The sequence below is a fragment of the Chitinophaga sp. W3I9 genome, from assembly GCF_050434025.1.
Lineage (GTDB): Bacteria > Bacteroidota > Bacteroidia > Chitinophagales > Chitinophagaceae > Chitinophaga.
This window is the reverse complement of record NZ_JBNPWC010000001.1, coordinates 1467477-1489839: the sequence shown is the minus strand read 5'-3', so window position 1 is coordinate 1489839 and position 22363 is coordinate 1467477. Positions and strand designations below refer to the sequence as shown.

Annotated in this window: 18 protein-coding genes; 13 read left to right on the top strand and 5 right to left on the bottom strand. The window is 47.2% G+C overall.

The features are described 5' to 3' along the window. The first annotated feature begins 2 nt into the window (after window positions 1-2). From QFZ51_RS06465 to QFZ51_RS06450, 4 genes are all read left to right on the top strand, one after another. Window positions 3-1676, top strand: a complete 1674-nt coding sequence (locus tag QFZ51_RS06465) for a RagB/SusD family nutrient uptake outer membrane protein (protein WP_429044355.1) — start codon at window positions 3-5, stop codon at window positions 1674-1676. Between the two features lie 121 nt (window positions 1677-1797). Then, a complete protein-coding gene (locus QFZ51_RS06460; protein ID WP_429044352.1) occupies window positions 1798-3324 on the top strand; it encodes a glycoside hydrolase in 1527 nt (508 codons plus the stop codon). A gap of 3 nt (window positions 3325-3327) precedes the next feature. After that, window positions 3328-5133: a beta-galactosidase gene (locus QFZ51_RS06455; protein WP_429044350.1), complete on the top strand. Its 1806-nt coding sequence runs from the start codon at window positions 3328-3330 to the stop codon at window positions 5131-5133. A 97-nt stretch (window positions 5134-5230) separates the two neighbouring features. Further along, a complete protein-coding gene (locus QFZ51_RS06450) occupies window positions 5231-5914 on the top strand; it encodes a hypothetical protein (RefSeq protein ID WP_429044348.1) in 684 nt (227 codons plus the stop codon). Here the strand turns inward: QFZ51_RS06450 and QFZ51_RS06445 are convergent. Both QFZ51_RS06445 and QFZ51_RS06440 read right to left on the bottom strand, forming a co-directional pair. Next, the gene (locus QFZ51_RS06445) at window positions 5892-8414 is read right to left on the bottom strand and encodes a TonB-dependent receptor plug domain-containing protein (RefSeq protein ID WP_429044345.1); all 2523 of its coding nucleotides are present in this window, start codon (window positions 8412-8414) and stop codon (window positions 5892-5894) included. The genes QFZ51_RS06450 and QFZ51_RS06445 overlap by 23 nt on opposite strands. 10 nt (window positions 8415-8424) lie before the next feature. Beyond that, window positions 8425-9339, bottom strand: coding sequence for an SAM hydrolase/SAM-dependent halogenase family protein (locus tag QFZ51_RS06440; RefSeq protein WP_429044342.1), 915 nt, complete (start codon window positions 9337-9339; stop codon window positions 8425-8427). An 88-nt stretch (window positions 9340-9427) separates the two neighbouring features. Here QFZ51_RS06440 and QFZ51_RS06435 point away from each other — a divergent pair, with 88 nt between their 5' ends. From QFZ51_RS06435 to QFZ51_RS06425, 3 genes are all read left to right on the top strand, one after another. Beyond that, window positions 9428-10249 (top strand): DUF6597 domain-containing transcriptional factor, encoded by an 822-nt coding sequence (locus QFZ51_RS06435; RefSeq protein WP_429044341.1) that lies wholly within the window; start codon window positions 9428-9430, stop codon window positions 10247-10249. A 61-nt stretch (window positions 10250-10310) separates the two neighbouring features. Then, window positions 10311-10853, top strand: coding sequence for a GNAT family N-acetyltransferase (locus tag QFZ51_RS06430; protein ID WP_429044340.1), 543 nt, complete (start codon window positions 10311-10313; stop codon window positions 10851-10853). A 105-nt stretch (window positions 10854-10958) separates the two neighbouring features. Next, window positions 10959-12056, top strand: coding sequence for an acyltransferase family protein (locus QFZ51_RS06425; protein WP_429044338.1), 1098 nt, complete (start codon window positions 10959-10961; stop codon window positions 12054-12056). 12 nt (window positions 12057-12068) lie between these two features. Here QFZ51_RS06425 and QFZ51_RS06420 read toward each other — a convergent pair whose 3' ends face one another. Continuing rightward, the gene (locus tag QFZ51_RS06420) at window positions 12069-12965 is read right to left on the bottom strand and encodes an alpha/beta hydrolase (protein ID WP_429044335.1); all 897 of its coding nucleotides are present in this window, start codon (window positions 12963-12965) and stop codon (window positions 12069-12071) included. 291 nt (window positions 12966-13256) lie between these two features. Between QFZ51_RS06420 and QFZ51_RS06415 the strand changes: the two genes are divergently transcribed. From QFZ51_RS06415 to QFZ51_RS06390, 6 genes are all read left to right on the top strand, one after another. Continuing rightward, the gene (locus QFZ51_RS06415) at window positions 13257-13733 is read left to right on the top strand and encodes a carboxymuconolactone decarboxylase family protein (protein ID WP_429044333.1); all 477 of its coding nucleotides are present in this window, start codon (window positions 13257-13259) and stop codon (window positions 13731-13733) included. A 35-nt stretch (window positions 13734-13768) separates the two neighbouring features. After that, complete coding sequence (locus QFZ51_RS06410; protein WP_429044330.1) at window positions 13769-14107, top strand: YciI family protein; 339 nt, start codon at window positions 13769-13771, stop codon at window positions 14105-14107. A 61-nt stretch (window positions 14108-14168) separates the two neighbouring features. Continuing rightward, entirely contained in the window at window positions 14169-15419 is a 1251-nt protein-coding gene (locus tag QFZ51_RS06405) for an RNA polymerase sigma factor (RefSeq protein ID WP_429044327.1), read from the top strand. Beyond that, window positions 15403-15984: a Crp/Fnr family transcriptional regulator gene (locus tag QFZ51_RS06400; RefSeq protein WP_429044324.1), complete on the top strand. Its 582-nt coding sequence runs from the start codon at window positions 15403-15405 to the stop codon at window positions 15982-15984. Before QFZ51_RS06405 ends, QFZ51_RS06400 begins: the two co-directional genes overlap by 17 nt. Window positions 15985-16060: 76 nt before the next feature. Further along, window positions 16061-16468, top strand: a complete 408-nt coding sequence (locus tag QFZ51_RS06395) for a DUF4267 domain-containing protein (RefSeq protein WP_429044321.1) — start codon at window positions 16061-16063, stop codon at window positions 16466-16468. Beyond that, window positions 16458-16784 (top strand): hypothetical protein, encoded by a 327-nt coding sequence (locus tag QFZ51_RS06390; protein ID WP_429044318.1) that lies wholly within the window; start codon window positions 16458-16460, stop codon window positions 16782-16784. The genes QFZ51_RS06395 and QFZ51_RS06390 overlap by 11 nt, the downstream gene beginning before the upstream one ends. A gap of 52 nt (window positions 16785-16836) precedes the next feature. On the opposite strand, the gene QFZ51_RS06385 is transcribed toward QFZ51_RS06390, so the two are convergent. Beyond that, window positions 16837-18591, bottom strand: coding sequence for a SusD/RagB family nutrient-binding outer membrane lipoprotein (locus QFZ51_RS06385; RefSeq protein ID WP_429044315.1), 1755 nt, complete (start codon window positions 18589-18591; stop codon window positions 16837-16839). Window positions 18592-18608: 17 nt separating this feature from the next. Then, window positions 18609-22157 carry a SusC/RagA family TonB-linked outer membrane protein gene (locus tag QFZ51_RS06380; RefSeq protein ID WP_429044310.1) on the bottom strand — a complete coding sequence of 1183 codons (3549 nt, stop codon included), beginning with the start codon at window positions 22155-22157 and terminating at the stop codon, window positions 18609-18611. Window positions 22158-22363 lie beyond the last annotated feature (206 nt).

Genomic DNA, 22363 nt, shown 5'->3' with positions numbered 1-22363 from the left:
TCATGAAAACAACGCACTTTATATACAGTTTAACTTTAGTTGCCGCAGGATTATTTTCCTCCTGCAAGCAGGACTTTCTGAATATTACGCCTACCGACCGTATCCTGGCCGACGCCGTACTGGGCGATTCTGCCCTGTTTCAGAATTACGTGATCAACCGGTACACGAGCATCAAATTACAGGATAAAGAAGGAGAAGGTACTAATCCTGGTTTTGGCAGAGGTTTTGAATACGGCCTTTGGAGCTCTATCACCGACGAATCCATTTATAACAACGACGATAATACCTGGGTGATCCAACAAGGGCAGATTGCACCGGAAAATACCGGCATTGCAGGTACTATCTGGGGAAGAAGCTATCGCAGTATCCGGGAATGTAATTACGCACTGAATAACATCGACAGCGTGGAAATGAGCGCCTCTCTCCGTAAAAAGCTGACCGCAGAGTTGCGCTTTATCCGGGCGTTCCGGTACCATGACCTGATCCGCAATTATGGCGGCGTGGTGCTGATGGGTGATAAAGAGTACCAGCTCACCAGCGACCTTACAGATCCGGCTTTATTTAAAAGGGCCACCCTGCAGGAATCCATGAATTATGCCGTAAGCGAACTCACTGCCGCAGCAGCAGACCTGCCGGTTGACAACGACGGCAGCTGGCAGACCGGCAGGGCTACCCAGGCCGTTGCCATGGCGCTGAAAGCACGCTTATTATTATATGCAGCAAGTCCGTTGTACAACGTTGGCACCTGGCAAGCCGCCGCCGATGCTGCCAAAGCAGTGATGAACCTGTCGAAGTTTTCCCTGGCAGCAGACTACAGCCAATTGTTCCTGAAAGCAGATAACAATGAAATCATTTTTGCACGGCAATACGCCGTAGGCGCCCGCCACGTGTGCCTGGAAATATCCAACGGACCAAACGGTTACGGCGGATGGGCAGGTAATACGCCGCTGCAGAACATGGTAGACGCCTATGAAATGAAAAATGGGAAACTGATCACCGATCCAACATCCGGCTATAACGCCCAACAGCCGTATGCGAACAGGGATGCCCGTTTTTACGCCACTATCCTTTATAATGGCGCACCTTACAGGGGATCTACTGTACAACCATTTTCTCCCGGTGGAAAAGATGGAAAGGATGGCCCTTCCAACTGGAACTCTACTAAAACAGGCTACTATCTTAAAAAATTCATGGACGATAAAAACCCGATCGATAATCCCTGGGACGTAGCCGGATTACAGCCCTGGATCTATTTACGTTATGCAGAAGTATTGCTGAACTATGCAGAGGCACAAAATGAAGCAGCAGGGCCTGACGCCAGCGTATACGCCGCGGTTAACCAGATCCGGCAGCGTGCCAGTGTACAGCAACCGGTGCTTCCGGCTGGCCTGAGTAAAGACCAGATGCGTGAGGCTATTCATCATGAAAGACAGGTAGAACTGGCATTTGAGGAACATCGCTTTTATGATGTACGGCGCTGGAGAACAGCTATTGTAACAGAAAATGTTCCTGCTTACGGCATCAACATCAGCGTTAATAACAGTGGCGTATATACGTATACTAGAAAAGTAGCGCTTGCCGGCCGGTTGTTCGCTGAAAAAAATTACTGGCTGCCGATTCCGAGAACAGAAATTCTGTCTTCCAATGGCCTGTTGGAGCAGAACAAGGGTTATTAAACACTCATCCGCTTCACACAAAGCTGCTATGTTAGCCTGCCGGTTATCATAATTGAAAAATATTTAACGGGCATTTTGCTATTTTCCGGCGGCTTTGTGTGAAGCAAAGCGTTTTAGGAACATGAAAAAAATCATTTGCTCACTGCCGCTGTGCTTTGCGCTGCATACTGCATTATCGCAACAAAGCAACAGCAACATTATCCAGGTAAACATCGACCTACATAAACCGGCGCAAACGATCCGCAACTTCGCGGCTTCGGATGCGTGGGCGGGTCAGTTTACCGGCAACTGGCCGGATAGCAAACGTAACCAGATAGCCGACTGGCTGTTTAGCACCGATACCACCGCCAACGGCCAGCCCAAAGGCATTGGCCTGTCGATGTGGCGTTTTAACATCGGCGCCGGCAGTGCGGAACAAGGCGATAACAGTGGCATCAAAGACGAATGGCGCCGCGCGGAATCCTTTCTGCAGGCGGATCATACCTACAACTGGAAGAAACAATCCGGCCAGTTGTGGTTTTTACAGGCGGCAAAACAACGCGGCGTTACGGATTTCCTGGGTTTCCTGAATAGCCCGCCGGCAGCGTTTACCAGCAACGGCAAAGCCTTTGCTGACAAGGGACAATGCAATCTCTCCCCGGATAAGTACGCTGCTGCCGCTGTTTTCCTGAAAGAGGTAGTGCAGGGAATACGTGTAGCCACGGGCGTTAGTATCAACTATATCAGCCCGGTAAATGAACCGCAGTGGGACTGGAGCGATGGCGGACAGGAAGGCTGCCCTTATAATAATGAACAGATTGCCGGCTTTACCAAAACCATCAGTAAAACTTTCAGCGAAGCAAAACTGCCGGTTAACATACTGATTACAGAAGCAGGAAAAATCAATTACCTCTATGCCCCGGAAGATAAGCCGGACAAAGGCTCACAGATAAATGCCTTCTTTGATCCGCAGAGCCGGACTTACGTGGGCAACCTCCTTAATGTATACAAAGGCATCGCCGCACATAGTTATTTCACTACTTCCCCGGAAGATACGGCCACCGCTATACGAAAACGGCTGCATACCGCCCTGAACGGGCTGGAATTCTGGCAATCGGAATATTGCATACTGGGAGATAACGCGGGAGAAATAAATGGCGCCGGTGTAGACCTGGGCATGGATGCAGCGCTTTATATGGCGCGTGTAATCCACTCCGATCTTACTATTGCAAATGCCGCTGCCTGGCAATGGTGGCTGGCCATTTCGCCGTATAATTATAAAGACGGATTGATTTATATCGATAAAAATAAAACAGACGGGCAACTGCGTGATACCAAAATGATGTGGGTATTAGGTAACTACAGCCGGTTTATAAGACCCGGCGCTACCAGGGTGCAGGCAGTTATGAGCGATAGCGCAGCGTCGAAAAATCTCTATCTGTCTGCTTATAAAAACAAAGATAATACCCTCCGGATAGTAGTGATTAACAACGGCAGCACTGCCGCCAACGCCAACATACACTGCAGGGAGCTAAAAGCAGGCAGTATGCGCAGCTATACCACCAGCGCAAAGGAAAACCTAAAGCCAGGCTATATTTCCGGTAACATTATTCACATTCCGCCACAGTCAGTAGTTACATTGACAGGTAACCTAAGCAATAAACAGTAGATAATGAAAAAACTAAGCGTTGTAATTTTAATGGTATTGTGCAGCATACAGTTGTTTGCACAACACACTTTCCAGCTCGGCGACTCCGCCTTCCTGCTGGACGGCAAACCTTTCCAGATGATTTCAGGAGAGATCCATTACCTGCGCGTGCCGCGTGAAAGCTGGCGTGACCGCCTGAAAATGGCAAAGGCAATGGGACTGAATACCGTAGGCACTTACGTGTTCTGGAACATGCACGAGCCTGAAAAAGGACATTATGATTTTTCCGGCAACAACGATGTAGCCGCCTTTGTAAAAATAGCACAGGAAGAAGGGTTGTGGGTGGTGTTACGCCCTAGTCCGTATGCCTGCGCCGAATGGGAATTTGGCGGATATCCATACTGGCTGCAGAACATAAAGGGTCTCGAAGTACGTAGTAAAGAACCGCAATACCTCGCCGCTTATAATAATTACATCAAGGCAGTTGGAAAACAACTATCGGGCTTGCAGATAAATCACGGCGGCAACATCCTGATGGTGCAGATAGAAAATGAATATGGTTCTTATTCCAATGATAAAAGCTACCTCGACATTAACCGGAAGATGTTTATTGATGCAGGTTTCGACGGGCTGCTTTACACCTGCGATCCCGCAGCCGATGTAGCCAAAGGGCATTTGCCTGGTTTGCTGCCGGCTGTAAACGGCATCGATGATCCGCAAAAAGTAAAGCAGCTGGTGAGAGAAAACCACAATGGCAAAGGGCCGTTTTATATTGCGGAATGGTACCCTGCCTGGTTTGATTCCTGGGGACAAAAGCACCATACCATTCCTTATGAAAACTTCCTCGACCGCCTGGATCGTGTACTCGCAGCCGGCATTTCCATTAACATGTACATGTTTCACGGTGGCACTACCCGTGGCTATATGAATGGCGCGAACTATAATGATAAGAGCCCTTATGAGCCGCAGATCAGCAGTTACGACTATGATGCACCACTGGATGAAGCAGGAAATGCCACGCCAAAATTCATGAAGTTCCGCGAAGTGATAGCCAGGCATCTGCCGGCAGGTGTAACTTTACCTGAAGTTCCCGCAAAGAAACCGGTGATCACCACCCCACAGATCACCTTTGAACGCAGCGCAGCAGTTTTAAGTAAATTGCCCGTGGCCATTAAAAGCGTAGATCCGTTAACGTTTGAAGACCTTAACCAGGCTTATGGATTTGTGCTGTATCGCACTACCGTTCCCGGTGGGCATAGTGGCCTGCTGAAAATAAAAGATCTACGTGATTACGGTATTGTGTTCGTGAATGGCAAAAGAGTGGCTATACTGGACCGCCGTTTGGCGCAGGACAGTGTGGAGGTAATGCTTCCAGCCGGTACTGTTACCCTGGATATCCTGGTAGAAAATCTTGGGCGTATCAATTTTGGCCCCTATCTTCTTAAAAATAAAAAAGGTATTGCCGGCCAGGTATTATTTAATGGCCAGGCTATTCATCAGTGGCTGCAATTTAAACTGCCCTTTGATGTTCAGCCGGCTGTAAAGCCTTCCGCTGCCGGTACGGACGCACCGGTGCTGAAAGAAGGCAGCTTTACGCTTTCCTCTACCGGCGACACCTACCTGGATATGACGCAGTGGGGCAAAGGAGCCGTATGGATCAATGGACACCACCTGGGCAGATACTGGCAGGTAGGTCCGCAACAAACCTTGTATGTACCTGCTGAATGGCTGAAAAAAGGCAGCAATAAAATTACTGTTCTGGAACTGATCAAGCCCGCTGCCAACACCTTGCAGGGCATCGATCATCCGATACTGGACGTATTACAATAACACAAGAGAAGTTTGTAAAAAGCTATTGGGGCGGGTTTCCGTTTCAATAGCTTTTTACTTTACCTTTATACGGTACCTCTAATCCCACTGCTGCCGTATGAAAAAAATTGTTCTGTTAGTAATTGCCTGTATGGCCGGATTACCGGTTTTCTCTCAACGTTTTGTACATGGCATCGGGTTTTCTACATTTATTGATCATACTTCCAGGTACGGCAGCATCGCGAGCTTCAGCCTTTCCTATGCCATCCGTTACAATGTGATGGAAACAGATAAGATGACTGTTTCGGTGGGTATTCCATTATCAGTTGGCGGGTCGGGGGAATCTGACAGCAATATGGAATCGTATTATGATGCGGAGGGTAATATTGTGTATTACTATACCCGTGACGAGGATGATGGTACCAGGACAAAGCCCAGGGGTATGGTCGATATCCCGCTTATTATTAACCTGAACTTCGCCGGATTTTCTTCCCTGGATAATAAAAGCTCCGTAGGTTTCTTTGTGGGAGGCGGGCTGGCCTACCATTACGGCCCTGTAAATGTAAAGTACAAAGACCGTAACGGCGGCAGCTTTACAGATTCTACTACCCAGCATGCTGTGGGGCCGATAGGCAACCTGGGAATGCGGATCGGGCTTGGCAAAAAGAAGAATGGCGCTATTGAAATCAAGGGCTCTTATATGAAGAGCTTAACAAAGCGACAGCCCGACATTTATGGCATCAGCTTATTATATATACTTCCTAAAACAGGCAAATACGCTAATTCCGGCGGTTTATATTAATTCCCACCCTTGCAAAATAAAATGATCCGAGTGTACCCATCTGCACCGACGCATATTTAAACACGCCGAAATAACTGTTGCCATATACCTGTTCGTCCGGGAAAACATCGAGGATGTTATTGGCGCCCACCGTAATGGTAACGGGTTTCAGGTTATAGCTGAAAGACAGGTCCGTTACCACTTTTCCTTTGTGCACCTGCACTTCTCCAAAGGGGAAACTGTTGCGGGATACTTCTCCGAAATATACATTGCGCAGTAACACACTGAATTTTTTATAACCATAGGTAAGCGATAAATTAGCCTTTACGCGTGGTGTACCATCTGTGATAAGAATACTGTCGTTGGGAGAAAAGAAGATCTGTTCCTGTCCTTTTAAACCGTCGGGAATATGCAGGTTGCCGGTGATCTTATTTTTATTGTAGTTGAATCCCAGCGAGGCATTGAAACTATGGGGACCGGAACGTAAGTTATAGTCGGCCACCACATCAATGCCAGCGGTGCGGGTATCAATACCATTGCTGAAAAAGCGTGCAGAACTGGCGCCCAGCGGATTGATAATCTGCTGGATGGCATCCACCGGATCGCCGTTGGCATCAAAGCCAAAGCTGCCGGTTAATACAATCCTGTTTTTGATGTTAGTGAGATAACCATCTACGGAGATGCTGAAATTATGGGCGGCCTGTGCAGTAAAGCCCAGGCTGTAGTTTACAGATGTTTCCTGTTTCAGCTTTGGGATACCCAATGCTTTTGCCACGGTGCTCTGGTTGGTAAAGAACCCGGATTGACCGAGCGTGTTGTCCGGTAAAATATCTGTGCTCACATAACTGAAATACTGCTGATGCAGGGAGGGCGCCCGGAAACCATTGCTCACGGCGCCACGCACGTTGAGCACATCAGAAATTTTATACCTCGTCGCAAATTTACCACTCAGCGCTGTTCCGAAGTCGCTGTAGTGTTCCAGTCGCGATGCCGCGCTGATCAGCCACCTGGAAGTAACATCCAGTTCGCCATCTATATAAACACCGGTGTTATTCCTGTTTTTATGGATGGCATTATCCGGTGAAAACCCGGTAAACGACTGCGATCCGCCTGCCAGCCCGGAGGGGTTAGATACGGTACCATCCGGGTTTTCCACCAATGCATAATTTTTCCAGGAGGCCTCTTCCCCGGTGCGGATGCGGTAATCATCTACCCTGAACTCCGCGCCAAAGGCCAGGTTAAAGCCAGCAGCCACGCCTGCAAAGCGACGGCTGAAATCGAGGTTGGTAGTGTTCTGTAAAAATTCATGTCCGCCGGCTTTGAAGCTGGTGGGAGATGCATTCTGCAACGAGGCATTTACGGTATGATCTACCTCATAGTCGAAACGGTTATCGCCCAGCGTATTGCTTAAGTCGGCCTGCCATTCACCAAATTTATGTTTCAGTCCTACGGCGATGGAACGGTCGTGGATACGTGAATCAGTAGTAGGCTGAAAACCATCCGGATAAATCGTATATACGTTTACGGTAGGATCGCTTGGTAAGCGTCTGAAGCCGAAGCCTTCGCCCTGGCGGTAACTGTAGCCACCAAAAGAATAGAATTCACTTTGGCTGTTGTTAAAAGGGAGCGATAAATTATAGAATACGCCACCATTCTTTATTTGTGCATCGCCGATCTGGAAATTAAAATCATCTCTTTTTAGTCCTTTCTGCTTCAACATATCGTCGTCGTATTTCCGGGAAGCAGCGGGATCGTTGGTAAAGTCGTACGCGAAATAATTATCGAGGGACGACTGGTCAAAGATGATCAGGTTATTATTTTGCGCGCGGGTAGTTTTACCTCTCTGGTAAGCTTCCCCGGTGATATTGATATAACCGCCCTGTTTGCCGAGGCCGGCGCCGTAGTTGAGGCTCAGCTGACCAAGACCGCCGTCGCCACGGGAGGTAACGCCGCCGGTTAATGCAGCAAATAGTTGCTGCGTGTTTTGCTTCAGGATGATATTAATCACGCCTGCAATGGCATCGGAGCCGTATTGCGCAGAAGCGCCGTCGCGCAGCACTTCTATGCGTTCAATGGCAGCAGAAGGAATGGCATTGAGATCTGTTCCTACAGAACCGTTGCCAACGGTGCCCTGGTTATTGACCAGCGAGGTAGTATGACGGCGTTTGCCGTTAATCAGTACCAGCAGCTGATCGGGACCTAGCCCGCGGATGCTGGCGGGATCAATATGCTCGCTTCCGTCTGAAGAGGACTGCCGGTTGGAGTTAAAAGATGGGGAAATATACTGCAGGATCTGGTTCAGATCATTTTGCGGTGTGAGTATTTGTATTTTGGAGAGATGAAAAACATCTACGGGCGCCACGGTGTTTAGTCGTGTGCGGCCACTGCTGCGGGTACCTACTGTTACCACTTCATTCAAAGTGCGTATAGCCGGGGCCGGTATAGTATCTGCCGCGGTTTGCGCAGTGGCGGCGCTGCTGATCAATACAAAAATAAAGGCAGGGTATAAAGATCTTATCATCAGTAGCGATTTATTTTTTAGGAGATAAAGTTACTTCCACGCTCCACTCACTACCGCTTCCGATGTGATAGGCAGCGGCAAAGTTGCCCTGGTTGAGCGCAAAAGACAGCTGCAGTAAGCTGTTCAGGTAGCTCAATGGTTTTCCTTCCGGTACTGCGCCAAAAGTTTGACTGTACGGCGCCGCTGTTTGATGTACTTTTTTCCCGTTATGGAAAAATGTTACCTGCAGTACATCGCCGTATTGAGGATGCAGCTGGTTGAGAAGATCGGCGCTGATGTTGGTCCACACATTACCATATTGCACATCCAGGATGGAGATGTTGCCTTTCAGTTTTCCGCCTTCCAGCACGGCCGCCTGGTAAGGTATTTTTACTACCTCTTTGGGCAATACCGGTCCTACCTCTTCAAAGGTGATAGCGCCTGCTGCCAGTCGCGCGCCGGTATAGGCATATACATCCCTGCCATGGAAAGTGTAGGATTTCTGCGAATCCTTACGACGGTTCACGGCTTCATTGATTTCACGTATTTCCGCGATGCCTTCGGAGGCTGCAATGAGGGTGAGGGTGCCGTTGTCTGGTGTTACAATAAAGTGGCCATTGTTTGTTTTGAGCACTACCGATTTACGGCTGGTGCCTACGCCGGGGTCTATTACCGATACGAACACGGTACCTGTTGGCCAGTAGGGAACTGTTTGTTCCAGCCGGTAGGCGGCCTCCCATATATTGTATGCGGGTATTTCGTGGGTGAGGTCATATAGTTTCAGGTCGGGCGATACGCCGGAGGCTACGCCTTTCATGGCAGAAACGGCGCCATCTTTCAAACCGAAATCCGACTGGAAAACAACTATTTTATTTTGTGCAAATCCAATGCTGGTAGCTAGTAATAATGCCAGGCTGGCGATGAAACGGTGTGTTGCGATGCTCATGGGGGAATGTAATTAGTCTACAAATTTAGTAGATTATTATGAAATCATTAAAAATTATTACCTTGAATATAATTCATCTGCTATTAAAATGAAGTACCAGGAATTACCACCGCCGGCATATCTTAAAAACCACGTCCGTTATTTCTGGACACTGGAGAGTAATGATGTTGCCCACGTGCCTAAAATTTTCGGGCCAATGGCAGATGGTTGTCCCGGTTTAATTTTCCAGCAGTCGGCCAGCGGTACCTTTTACCAGGAAAACAAAGAGTTGCCTGATTTGTTGTTGTACGGCCAAACCACGAAATATACGGAGCTGCATGTAACCGGCACTATCTGTTCCATTGGGGTATGCTGTTATCCGCATGCGTTGAAATCAGTTTTTGGTTTGAATGCCGATGAGTTAACCAATTCCTGTTTAGACCTTGATATACTGTCGGCTAGCAGGGATTTTTACCTGGCAGAAAGGCTTGGCAACACGCCTTCATTAACAGAGAAGATAGCCGTTATTGCTGCCTTTTTATTTAAGCAGATAAATGAAAACAGCACGCCTGCCGATGAGGTGACGCACTTCGCCTTATCGCAGATCATTGCATCCGGCGGCAGTATTCCGTTAAAGGACTTACAGCAGCAGTTGCAGTTAACGGAAAGAAGTTTCGAGCGCCGGTTTAAACAGGGCGTTGGCATCTCTCCGAAATTATTTTCCCGCATATGCCGTTTTCAAAATTCCCTGAAGCAATTAAAAAGCAACAACTACAGCAAGTTGTCTGATATTGCCTTTGAGCATGATTATGCTGACCAATCCCATTACATCAGGGCCTTCAAAGAGTTTGCAGGCTTCTCTCCTTACCAGTACCAGAAAAAATCGACTGAAGCAGAAGCAGGAAGTAATTTCCTGTTGATGACCAGGTAAGTACTCCCAATTTTTGTTCTTATAGATAGTTCCTTTAAATTGGACGGCAAATGACACGTGTATGGAGATTTTCGCATCCACCCCCCGGCTGATTTTAAGGGAACTGATACCTGCTGATGCCGCCGGCATGTTTGAACTGGATTCAGATGAAGCGGTACATTTATACCTGGGTAACAAACCCGTAAGCACCATAGCAGAATCGCGGGAGGCCATTCAGTTTATCCGGCAGCAATACCGGGAGAACGGTATTGGCAGATGGGCGGTGATAGAAAAAGACACCAACCAGTTTGTGGGATGGGCGGGATTAAAACTGATAAAAGAACCTACCAACGGCCATGTTAACTACTACGACCTCGGCTATCGTTTTATAAAAAAATACTGGGGAAAGGGGTATGCTACGGAATGTGCGCGGGCCTGCCTGGAATATGGCTTTAACCGGCTCGGGCTGGAAAATATTTATGCCATTGCCGATGTAAACAACGATGCGTCGAAGCGCGTTTTAGAGAAGGTGGGCCTGAGCCTGGACGGCACTTTTCACGACGGCGAAACGATGCTTAACTGGTTTACAATCAGCCGGGAAGCATGGAACAGATCGCGTAACTGACAGGAGGATACTGACTGAAGTGTAATTACAGCAGCCCGGTTTAACTTGCTTTACACAAAAGTGACCGGTGTTGCCATCCTTTACCCTCAATCAGTATCCCTTTTTATGAAGATTAACAGCATACAGTTATTAAGGGCAGTAGCAGTTATCCTCGTGGTACATGTACACGCCATCGACTTACAGGAAGCATTCACCGTTTCCCATCAGCAAAAATTTTATTTCCTCGAAAACTTTGGTGCTATTGGCGTAGATCTCTTTTTTGGGATATCGGGGTTTATCATTAGTTATGTAGCCAGTAACTATTTTGGTGCGCGTGACGGGGTGGACTTCCTGAAGAAGCGGTTCCTGCGGATCAATCCTATTTATTATGTAGCCAGTGTGTGTTACATGGTATTCTTTTGTTTTTTTGACCAGATGTACCCCATCACGGCTATTCTTTACGGGTGGAGGGATACGATCTTTATGTTACCGGTATTGAACTCGCAGAAGTGGCTGGCGCCTATCCTGGTGGTGGGCTGGTCGCTGAGTTTTGAGTGGTGGTTCTATTTCCTTTTCTTCTTCCTGATCCTGTTCCGTACAAAATACAAAACCTTATTGCTGTTACTTGTTATTCCTGCGCTTGTGGCGGTGGGTCAGTTGCTAAAGCCAGCTGATTTCCGGCTGATATTTTACACTAACCCTATCATGCTGGAGTTTCTCTTTGGGGTGATCATTTTCTGGCTGTACCGGCATGTAAAAGTGGCTGCCGGCATAGCCGGGCTGCTGCTCCTGCTGGGCGTGGGCGGTTATATTTATAACATTGTGTATGGATTTGGAAATATTTCTGAACTGAGCAGTGTGACCGGTGGCACCGGCAGTTTGAAAAGGGTGTTATTGTGGGGGTTGCCAAGTGCGTGTATCCTGGCGGGTTGCATTTTCCTGGAGAAGCAGGGTGTATGGACAAAGCTCTGGAATAACAAACTGGGTTTACTGATAGGCGATGCTTCTTATTCTATTTACCTGACCCACTATACTTTTTATTATTTCATCGCGCAGATATATGCCGCCACCGGCTACTTCCTGAATGCCGATCTTTCCGTTATCGTACATATGGTGCTGGCGGTGGCGGTAGGGGTTTTCTTCTACTACAAGGTAGAGCGGCCGCTGATAAAGCTGCTGCATTCCAGGCCCGCTGCGCGACCTGTTCATACGGCTATGCCATGATTTAATATCAGATCAGGGGGTGTTGGGAATCCAGCCCCCTCTTTTCATCCACCACACCATGGGGTCCAGCCATTCGTTTACGGGTAACCGTTGGGTGAAGCCGTGGTTACCGGTGGGATAGAGATGCAGTTCAGCGGGAATGCCTCCTCTCAGCATGGCCAGGTAAAAGGCGATGCTGTTATTTACATTCACCACGGCATCATCGCTGGTATGCGTAATATAGGCCGGCGGTGTGTTATTGTTCACCCACTCTTCGTTGGAAAAGAAGGCAATTTTTTCTTTGGACGGCTCATTCCCTATCAGGTTAATGCTTGATCCCTGGTGTGCCAGGTCCTTGTTCATGCTTATTACGGGGTATACGAGGATCATGAAATCCGGGCGCAGATCGGTGTTTTCCTTATTGGGCACATAGCTCCTGGCGCTGTGGGTGCCCAGCGTGGAGGCCACGTGTCCGCCGGCGGAATAGCCTGCGATCCCAATTTTATGCGGGTCCAGCCCCCATTCCGCGGCATTCATGCGTACCAGTTTAATGGCCTGCTGTGCGTCCTGAAGCGGTCCTATGCTTTTATCGCGCATGGTGGCATCTGAGGGCAGCCGGTATTTTACCACGAAGGCGGTGACTCCTTTTGTAATGAATGCTTCTGCGATTTTGGTGCCTTCCTCTGCGAAGGCCAGGAAGGCGTATGCACCGCCGGGGAAGATGATCACCGCCGCCCCGTTGGGCTTTTCCGGCTTATAGATGGTGATGGTGGGGGCATCTGCCGGTGCAGTTTTCCCGATACTGTTGGGAATGGAATCTTTGTACAAAGGTCTTATTTCCTGGGCCTTTACGGATATAGCGGTAAATGGCAGCACAAAAACAAGGAGGGCCAGCATTTTCCCGATGCGGGGATAATTATGTTGAATCATCCGTCAAAAGAAAAAATTCCGGCCCGCCGGAGTGTTTTACAATTGTAAAAACGAGGTGATTAACAAATGACTCACCGGAATGGTAGCGTGGTAGTTTGCGTGTTTTTCTGCAAAGGCATAAGAAAAATGGGAACCAATGGTTTTCCCTTACCGGACACATGCTTGGATATCCTTTACCCATCTGCCTAAAAAATATTTTAAAAAAATTTCCGGAAGATGTCCAATTTCCTTTTTCCCGATCCTTATTGGTGTATAAACGAACAAATTCATCACCAATAAAAATTTAAAACCATGAAACAGAGAATCAATCTGCTGACAAAAGGAGCTAACGCAGTAAAAGCATTATATGGCGTAGGTGCATATCTTGCAAAATCATCATCCATTGAAAAATCCCTGCAGCATTTAATTTATTTCCGGGTATCCCAGATGAATGGCTGCGCATTTTGCCTGGATATGCACTCCAAAGATGCACGTGCAGAAGGGGAAACGGAGCAGCGCATTTATATGCTGGCGGGCTGGAGAGAAGCTACTGTGTATACCGACCGTGAGCGGGCTGCCTTTGCCTGGGCAGAAGCAGTTACCAGGCTTACCAACGGCGATGTGCCCGATGAAGTATATGACGTAGTTCGTCAGCAGTTTTCAGAGGAAGAGATTGTAGATCTGACAATAGCAGTTACTACCATTAACAGCTATAACCGTCTTAATGTAGCTTTCCGCACCTCAGCAGGAAGCTATACGCCGGGGATGTTTGCCGCCAAAGCAAATTAATCATATATTTCGTCCGTGATTTAAATTATAAAAAGATGAAAGAATTCTTATTGTTATTTCGCCAGTCGGAATACGCCTACCGCGAATTATCGCCGGATGACTTCCAGTCGCTGATGAAGAAGTGGCAGGATTGGGCGGGCGGTATTGCTGCACAGGGCAAACTGGTGAGTAACGGCCGTCGCCTTTCTACGGAAGGGAAAGTATTAAAACCAGGAGGCGTTATTACCGATGGTCCGTTTGTGGAAATCAGGGAACGGCTTGGCGGCTTCCTGGTAGTGCAGGCCGATACGCTGGAAGAAGCTACTACATTGGCTCATGGCTGCCCGGTGCTGGATGCCCAGGGCTGTGTGGAAGTGAGGGAAATAGTTTCGTAACCAGTATCAGGGGAAATAAAGAAAACCACTCTTTCGTTAGAGTGGTTTTTACTGTTTTAGTATGGAAAAGGAACACGAATCACTGAAGGATTTATTTAAGCAGGAATTCTCAAAGATGGTAGCTGTGATCAGCAAACTTTTCGGGTTGCAGCATATTGAGATAGCAGAAGATATTGTGAGTGAAACATTTTTACTCGCGTCGGAAACATGGGGCGTGAAAGGACTCCCTCCCAATCCTGCTGCCTGGCTTTATACCGTAGCCAAACAAAAAGCCATACATCATTTCAGAAGAAATAAAATATTCGACAAAAAAGTACTGCCTGAAATAATGGCCAGGCAGGAACTGGTGGATGATGCCGAAGCGTTGAGTTTCTCGCAGGAGAATATCAAAGACAGCCAGCTGCAAATGCTTTTTGCCATCTGTAATCCGTCTATTGCCAGCGAGGCACAGATAGGGCTGGCGTTACGCATCCTTTGTGGTTTTGGGATAGATGAAATTGCAGAAGCCTTTTTATCCAACAAGGAAACCATTAATAAAAGATTGTTCCGGGCGAAAGAGAAACTGCGCGAAGAAAAGATCAGGATGGAGTTGCCCCGGGAAAATGAAATTCCGCAGCGGCTGGATAATGTCTTGCATATTATCTACCTGCTTTTCAGTGAAGGATATTACTCCCAGACACAGAACCAGATCCTGCAACAGGATCTTTGCCTGGAAGCGCTCCGCCTGGGATTAATGCTTACCGCTTACGACAAAACCAACCGGCCCAAAACAAATGCGCTCATTGCCCTCATGTGTTTCCACGCTTCCCGCTTCAATGCCAGGCAGGCCGGCGAAGGCGAGGTGGTGCTGTATGAAGCGCAAAACGAAGCGCTGTGGGACCAGGCATTGATCAACCAGGGCATTTATTTCCTGCAGCTTTCTGCTGAAGGCAATGAAATCAGTTCCTATCACCTGGAAGCCAGGATCGCTTACTGGCATTGCATGAAAGAGGATACGCCGGAAAAATGGGAAGAGATCCTGCAGCTATACAACGCGCTGCTGATGATCAATTACTCCCCCAGTGTAGCGCTAAACCGTACCTTTGCCCTGTATAAAGCAAACGGGCAGCAGGAAGCGCTGGCAGAAGCAGAAAAGTTGAAGCTGGAGAATAATCATTTCTATTATGTGCTGCTGGGAGAACTGTATAAGAATATTGATAATGATAAAGCAAAAGCGAGCTTTCATAGAGCCTGGCAGTTAGCTAAAACAGATACCGAAAAACAAGGCATACAAGTACAAATAAACCGGCTTACCGATGAGCATACACACTAATCTGATCAGGGCTATGGAACATTTCATCCGTATGAATGAAGCCGAGAAGCTATTCATTTCCTCGTTGTTTGTGAGCCGGGAATACCAGAAGAATGATTATTTTCTGCGGGAAGGACAGGTTTGCCGGGAAGCGGGTTTTATTGAGAAGGGATTGATCCGGTACTACAGCATTAAAGACTCCGGGGAGGAGCTGACATTTGATTTTGGAAAGGAAAATGAATTTACCTGTAATTACGAAAGCTTTCTTGATCATTCTGCTTCGCAGCGCAGCATCCAGTGTATTGAGCCAACCACAATACTGGCGATTTCTTATGAAAATCTTCAATTGCTTTACAGCAAAGTAAAAGAAGGGGAAAAATTTGGCCGGTTGATTTGTGAGTACCTGTATTTGAATGCCATAAAAAAAATCACTTCTATTTATAGCGATCAGCCGGAGCAACGTTATCTGCAATTCGTTAACAACTATCCCGACCTGCAGCAGCGCATCCCGCAGTATTATATTTCTTCCTTTGTAGGCGTAAAGCCTCCGTCTTTAAGCCGGATCAGGAAAAGGCTGGCGATGTAGATTTATTAACCTGGGTGAACGAACCCGTGGAAAGCTGTTTTTACCTTTGTTGCATCATCATAAAATAATGCAACAAATGAAAAACACATCTGAAAAAATCGCCTTTTACGCCACCGTATCCATGGGGATATTGCTGGTATTTATCGGGCTTCGCTTCCTCCTCTCCCCGCTGGTGGCGGAAGCTGCTTTTGGCATCCACGTACCTGTAAACGGTAATTTCTCCTTTCATTATATCAAAGGTATCCGCGATCTGTTTACCGGCATTGTTATACTTGGCGTACTATGGACCGGCGAGCGGCGTGCATTGGGAGTGCTATTACTGGCAGGAGCCATTATCCCGGTGGTGGATTTCAGCCTGGTGTTGCAAAATCCCGTATATGAAACCGGCAAACTGATTCCGCACGTGGTAGCTATTGTAATGGCGCTGGTGCTGGGAGGTTATTATCTTTCTTCCACCGCCCAAAAAACATCCCATGCTCTTTAATATTGTGTTGCTTCTGCACTTCGGATGCTTTTTAGGATATCTCGCTATATTGGTGGCGCAGCGGACCGATTACCATACAAAAGTGCGCGACCATAAAGGGCTGATACTGGGCATTGTACTGCTGGTAACCGGTATCATACTGGTGGCGCTGAAATATCCGCATGTCAATTATTACAAAGTGATACCCAAAACCGGCCTGTTCGCGGTGGTAACGTTCATCAATATACGTTTCACAAACAAAGTATTTACAAAGCCGGCTTACTATGCGTTACTGGCGTCAACGCTGGCAGCCGCCTGCATAGCGGTATGGCATTAAAAAAGGGAGCTAACCAATATGGTCAGCTCCCCATCGACATCATTGCTCTCTGCTATTGATAATTATAATTATCCCAGTAAGGATTTTTTGCTCTTGCTGCAGCAGGCACCCAGAAAATCGGGCTGGTTAAATTATTTTCTCCTGCTACTTTCTTGAAGTTATCCGGGTTGTTGGTCAGCTCAATAGTTGGATAACGTACTCTTTCCGGCATTGGTTTCCATACGGAAGTATGCCAGGTGAAGGGTTCCAACTTCGGATGACGGGTCCTTCTCAGTTCTGCCCACAGTTCGTAAGGCTGGTAGAGGTTCAGGTGAATATACTTTTGCTGCATCAGGATTTCCATTTTGTCGTCCAGTGTAGCGGCCAGTGTAAATTTGGCTTTAACCACATCGCCCCATGCGCTCACTACTGCTGCAGATGGTTTCGTAGGGTATACCATGGCTGTTTGCTGAGGTGTCATCTGGGTTTTAGCGTAGCTGCTCAGTTGATTAATGGTGTACCAGAAATCTATCGAGTGTGTTACCTCGTCTTTGATGTGTTCCTCAGCGGATTTGCCAGTATTCGCTAATCCTTTCAGCGCTATTTCCGCCAACAGCAGATCCAGCTCTCCCAATGAACTCATATAAACCGGCATCTTCGCATTCTGGTGGAAGGTAGCATGGTTGTAAGTAGATTTGGCATTGGTAGAAAAAGTAGAAGCGATATTATCTGCATACGGATAATACCTTTCTCCGCTGTTATACAATGCCGTTTGTTCTTCAATATTAGCAGATACACCACGGTAATCCAGGTATTTGGTAGGCATAGCCAGCACGGGCAGGCGTGGATCATCAATCCCTTCCTGGTAAGCAGGTGTGCCGTAGTTCATCCTTTTCATGATGATGTTCGGGATAAAGGAGGCGAAGGTATTTTCATACACCCCACGAATCCATGTGCCGCCACCGGTGGGATCAATATCAAACCAGTAGAACCAGTAAAGATCTGTTTGTGGCAAAGGCTTAGCCAGTGCTGCCTGGATCAGCGGTTTGGCATATGCTTCTTCCACTCCGGCGATTCTTACCAGCAATTTCAGGCGGGTAAAATTGATCAGGGATACCCACTTATTGATATCACCGTGGAAGGCTATATCCTGCTCCGTAAATACGGTTTTGGCATCGGCCGACATCTGTGAATAGGCAGCGGGCAGTTCATCCACAATAGTTCCCAGTTCCTGTATGATAGACTGGTAGATCTCTTTTGGATCATCGTATTTAGGGAAGAGGTATTTAGGTTCTTTTTTTGCTCCCTGGAAAGCATCTGAATAAGGAACCGAATTAAAGAAATCTACCAGCTTGGCGCTTTGGTAACATTTTATAAAGCTAACCAGTTTCAGGTATACATCTCCATCCTGTTTCAATTGCCCGGTACGTGCATTCACAGAATCCCTGATCACTTCATAATTCTTCAACCGGGTATAACTGTGTTGAAAGAAAGATTGCCCGTTGATGGGAGAATCATCAAATCCGTTACCGGTGGTTAAATCATTGTATGTGGAGAACCAGTCGTAGCGATAAGATACAAACCGTTGCACCACTTGCTCATAGCCGGTGATACTGGTACCTCCGTTGAGCAGGTAATACCACTCGCCGTAGTCCTGTGCAAATATTTTATTGTTTGTAAGCACGCCGGTAAATAAGCCGGGCACCACATCTATAGTACTGCCGGTGGAGAGCTTGTCTTTGTCGTAGAACCGGTCTTCCAGGTCTTTTTTACAAGCTCCCAGGACGGAAGCAGAAAGCAGGAAAATATATAAGTAAGCTTTTTTCATTTTTTTCAGTTTATACATTAGAAAGCAACATTTAACCCCAGGGAGTAAGTCCTTTGGGAAGGGTAGATGGTATTTTCCACGAAAACATCTGCACCCAGTGCTCCTTCCGGATCAATATTGGGAATAGATTTGTAGAGATAGAACAGGTTACGGGCAGCTGCGGTGACAGTGAGCCTTTGCATTCTTATCCTTTTGGAAATTTCCGCGGGTAATGTATAGGAAAGCGCTACTTCTCTCACTTTGATGTAATTGTTTTTGAATACGCGATCCGGTGGGAAAGAGGTAGCCAGGTCGTTTGCATAGCTTCCATAATAAGAAGAAGCACTGGTGATGATATCATTGGTTACATACTTCCCATTATCATCAATTTTCACACCGGGCAGGACCAGACCATCGTGATACACCTTACCATCCGCAGACTGAGCAGGCGCTGGCTGTGAATGCTGCCACGGCACGTTCTGTTCGTTAGAATTAATATAATAGGCCAAACCGCCGTTTTCTTCATCGCGGTATTTCATGGTATTTTCTAACTGCCCAACACCTGTTAAACGGTTGTTGGTGTAGCTGAAAATAGTACCGCCGTATTTGTAATCCAGCCCGATACGGAAGTTGAAGTTCTTATACTGGAAGTCGGAAATAAACCCGCCGTATACTTTTGGCATTACATTGCCGGCTACGGTTGATTTCTGATCATCGAGTATATAGATACCCTGGTTGTTGACTACTTTATTGCCAGCTTCATCACGTTTATAATCGTTCATTACAATTTCACCATACGGGCGACCTTCATCTGCATGAATAGATGCAGCAGCGCCATTAATCAGGTTACTGAAAGGATAATTGGTAACGCCCGGATACAGGTCTATTACTTTTGATGCCTGGCTGGCGGCATTCAGGGTGAGGCTCCAGCGGTAGTTTTTACCTACCAGTGGTACGCCTGTTAATGCCAGTTCAAAACCCCAGGCCTTTACATCACCCGCATTCACGATCAGACCAGTGGAACTGGAGGCTGAAGAAATAGGTAAGCTGATGATCTGGTTGTAGCGGTGGTTGGTATAGAAAGAGAAATCGAGGATCACCCTATCCTGTGGCAGGAAGGTGTTGTTGATCCCAATTTCAAATTCCCTTTTACGCTCTGGTTTCAGGGCGCCCGGTAACAATTTGTCGGGAGGAGAAACGGAGTTGGCGCCTGTACTTGGCAGACGAGTGTATCCATACAGGTTATTGGCGAAATAACGGGTAGTGCCGTTACCTACATCCGCCCAGGACAATCTCAGCTGTCCACTGTTTACGCCGGCAAGCCGGTAACGTTCTGTATAATTCCAGGTAAGTGCAGCGCCCGGATAAAAATACTTGTTGTTTTCCGGAGGAAGAGTAGAGTTCCAGTCCTGGCGACCCTGCAATTCCAATGTAAATTCATTCTTCCAGGACAGTGCTGCTGAGGCCAGCAAGCTATATAATACGTCAGAACCTCTTGTATAGTTTCTGAGCAGGTGTGCATTGTCGGCACTGGGTGTTCCCAGCTGATTGGAGAAAGAATACCAATCGGGGAAGGTAAGTCCACCAACGGTGCTGGTGGCCAGGTAATCCACATTACGCAGGCGGTACACACCGCCTCCAAATGCGAACAAACGGAGATCGTTGTTCAGGAATGATTTATTATAGTTCAGTAACGCCTGGTAAGTTTGGGTGGTAGCGTTTTCCTTTGCTACGCCAAAACTTCCTTTGTCTACCGTGGGAAGCAACCTGGTTATACTTACCTCTGTATTATAATTGGTGTTATCATAATCCAACCCCGCCTGTCCTACGAGGAAAATATTCTTCGTAAAGTTTAATGTTACTTTGGCAGAGGTAATCATGTGGATGTTTTCATCCTTGTAGCGGTTCTTTTTGTTATTCCAGATATAGTTGCCAAGTAAGTTAAAGGCATCGGATACACGTGCATTGGAAAGATCCCTTTTATAGCCGGTGGCATCTGTATAATAAGGATATACCAGGTTATAATCATAGTCAACCGGGTATCCCCATGCTACCGGTCCATCGTTCTGGGAACGGCGGTTTTGGGTAGAGATGCTGTAAATGTTGGAGATCACTTCAAAGGAAGCCAGTTCGGATGCTTTGATATTACCATTGAAGCTAAAGGAGTTCCTTTTCTGCCAGGAATTATCACCGGCAATATCCTGGTAATTATAGTTGGTATAAGAAGCCCTGATACTACCCTTTTCATTGCTGCCCGCAATTGCTACGTTGGCAGAAGTAGAATGACCGTTCTGGAAGAGTGACATAAAGTTATTCGCGTGTGGCGAATTCTTCACCATGGAACTATCGTAGAACATCACATTGGCACCATCGAAAGCAGGACCGAAGCTGAAGCGCTTATTGGGCAGCATCCTGGTTTTTACGCCATTGATGGTTTCATAGGTCGTATCATAAAGGTTGTCGCCCAGCCCATATTTGGTTTGCAGCTTCAGGTAAGATACCGGTTGTTCTATGGTGTGTTGTATGTTACCGGTCATACCAAATCCTTTCACATTACGGCCGTTTTTGGTAGTAATGATCATTACACCGTTGGCGGCATCGCTACCATACAATACGGTAGCTTTTGCCCCTTTCAGGATATCGATTGATTCGATATCGTCCGGGTTAATGTCATTGATACCGGCGCCATAGTCGAATCCTTGTCCCACATCACCGCCTATCTGTGTTTTACGGTCGCTCAGGATCACGCCGTCTACCACGAACAGGGGTCTTACGTTCTGATCGGGGTTCATACTGGCTGCGCCGCGGATGTTAATCCTAACGCCGCCCTGCGGACCGGATGCGCCCACGTTTACGCCTACACCGGCTGCTTTACCATACAGGGCGAGGAATGGGTTCATGGTTGAACCGGCCTTGGTAAGTTCATCACCTTTGATGGTGCTGATCGCGTATCCGAGTGTTCCCTTCGGGCGTTTGATACCGAGAGCGGTAACCACCATTTCATTCAACCCGCTGGAGGCAATGGAAAGTGTTACGTTCAGGAATGTGGAGGTGCCGAGGGTAACTGATTTTGATTCATATCCTACAGAGGTGAATACCAGTACTACATTGCCTTCCGGCACATCAAGACTAAACCGGCCCTGTACATCTGTGGTGGCGCCGTTTTTAGTGCCTTTGATGAGAATAGTGACGCCGGGGATGGGTGTTCCGGTACTGTCTTTTACCAAACCGCTTATTTTACGGAGTACTACTTCCGGTATGGCGATGAAGGGAGTGGCATTTTCCAGCCTGATATCTTTCTCTTTTACAGCGATGATTTTGCCGATCACTTCATAACTGAAGGGTTGGTTTCTGAAAAGCAGTGCCAGTACATCTTCCAGCGAACCATTCCGGATGGAGATATCTACCGGCTTGCTTTTCGTGAGCATAGCATCTTCATACCAGAACCTATAGCCGGATTGCTTTTTTATTTCTTCAAATACCTTTTGGATCGGTGCGTTCTTTTGCGACAAGGTTATCTGTTGCGACAGAGATTTGGCGCTGATCTGCAAACAAACTACCGTTAAGAGGATAGCCGTAATCTTCATTTGCTTAATCAGTTGTTTTTTTATCCTCAGATGGGCACCTGATTTTCGGAATCTCAGGACGCGATCTTTGATGGTTGATAATAGCCCAGGTACAAAGACGGGCTTTGCATGACAATTAGATTGCATACATTTGTGGTGTTTGGGTTGAGATAAATCTTGATTTCTGATAAGTATTGATGTCAGGTACCAGACCCAGGCTCTTTTCC

Bases quoted from the DNA above. Each gene is read 5' to 3' on its own strand.
- QFZ51_RS06440 (WP_429044342.1), bottom strand. From the start codon at position 9,339: ATGAGCATCGCAACACACCGTTTCATCGCCAGCCTGGCATTATTACTA.
- QFZ51_RS06455 (WP_429044350.1), top strand. From the start codon at position 3,328: ATGAAAAAACTAAGCGTTGTAATTTTAATGGTATTGTGCAGCATACAG.
- QFZ51_RS06445 (WP_429044345.1), bottom strand. From the start codon at position 8,414: ATGATAAGATCTTTATACCCTGCCTTTATTTTTGTATTGATCAGCAGC.
- QFZ51_RS06450 (WP_429044348.1), top strand. From the start codon at position 5,231: ATGAAAAAAATTGTTCTGTTAGTAATTGCCTGTATGGCCGGATTACCG.
- QFZ51_RS06390 (WP_429044318.1), top strand. From the start codon at position 16,458: ATGCTCTTTAATATTGTGTTGCTTCTGCACTTCGGATGCTTTTTAGGA.
- QFZ51_RS06395 (WP_429044321.1), top strand. From the start codon at position 16,061: ATGAAAAACACATCTGAAAAAATCGCCTTTTACGCCACCGTATCCATG.
- QFZ51_RS06405 (WP_429044327.1), top strand. From the start codon at position 14,169: ATGGAAAAGGAACACGAATCACTGAAGGATTTATTTAAGCAGGAATTC.
- QFZ51_RS06400 (WP_429044324.1), top strand. From the start codon at position 15,403: ATGAGCATACACACTAATCTGATCAGGGCTATGGAACATTTCATCCGT.
- QFZ51_RS06380 (WP_429044310.1), bottom strand. From the start codon at position 22,157: ATGAAGATTACGGCTATCCTCTTAACGGTAGTTTGTTTGCAGATCAGC.
- QFZ51_RS06415 (WP_429044333.1), top strand. From the start codon at position 13,257: ATGAAACAGAGAATCAATCTGCTGACAAAAGGAGCTAACGCAGTAAAA.
- QFZ51_RS06410 (WP_429044330.1), top strand. From the start codon at position 13,769: ATGAAAGAATTCTTATTGTTATTTCGCCAGTCGGAATACGCCTACCGC.
- QFZ51_RS06425 (WP_429044338.1), top strand. From the start codon at position 10,959: ATGAAGATTAACAGCATACAGTTATTAAGGGCAGTAGCAGTTATCCTC.
- QFZ51_RS06420 (WP_429044335.1), bottom strand. From the start codon at position 12,965: ATGATTCAACATAATTATCCCCGCATCGGGAAAATGCTGGCCCTCCTT.
- QFZ51_RS06430 (WP_429044340.1), top strand. From the start codon at position 10,311: ATGGAGATTTTCGCATCCACCCCCCGGCTGATTTTAAGGGAACTGATA.
- QFZ51_RS06465 (WP_429044355.1), top strand. From the start codon at position 3: ATGAAAACAACGCACTTTATATACAGTTTAACTTTAGTTGCCGCAGGA.
- QFZ51_RS06435 (WP_429044341.1), top strand. From the start codon at position 9,428: ATGAAGTACCAGGAATTACCACCGCCGGCATATCTTAAAAACCACGTC.
- QFZ51_RS06460 (WP_429044352.1), top strand. From the start codon at position 1,798: ATGAAAAAAATCATTTGCTCACTGCCGCTGTGCTTTGCGCTGCATACT.
- QFZ51_RS06385 (WP_429044315.1), bottom strand. From the start codon at position 18,591: ATGAAAAAAGCTTACTTATATATTTTCCTGCTTTCTGCTTCCGTCCTG.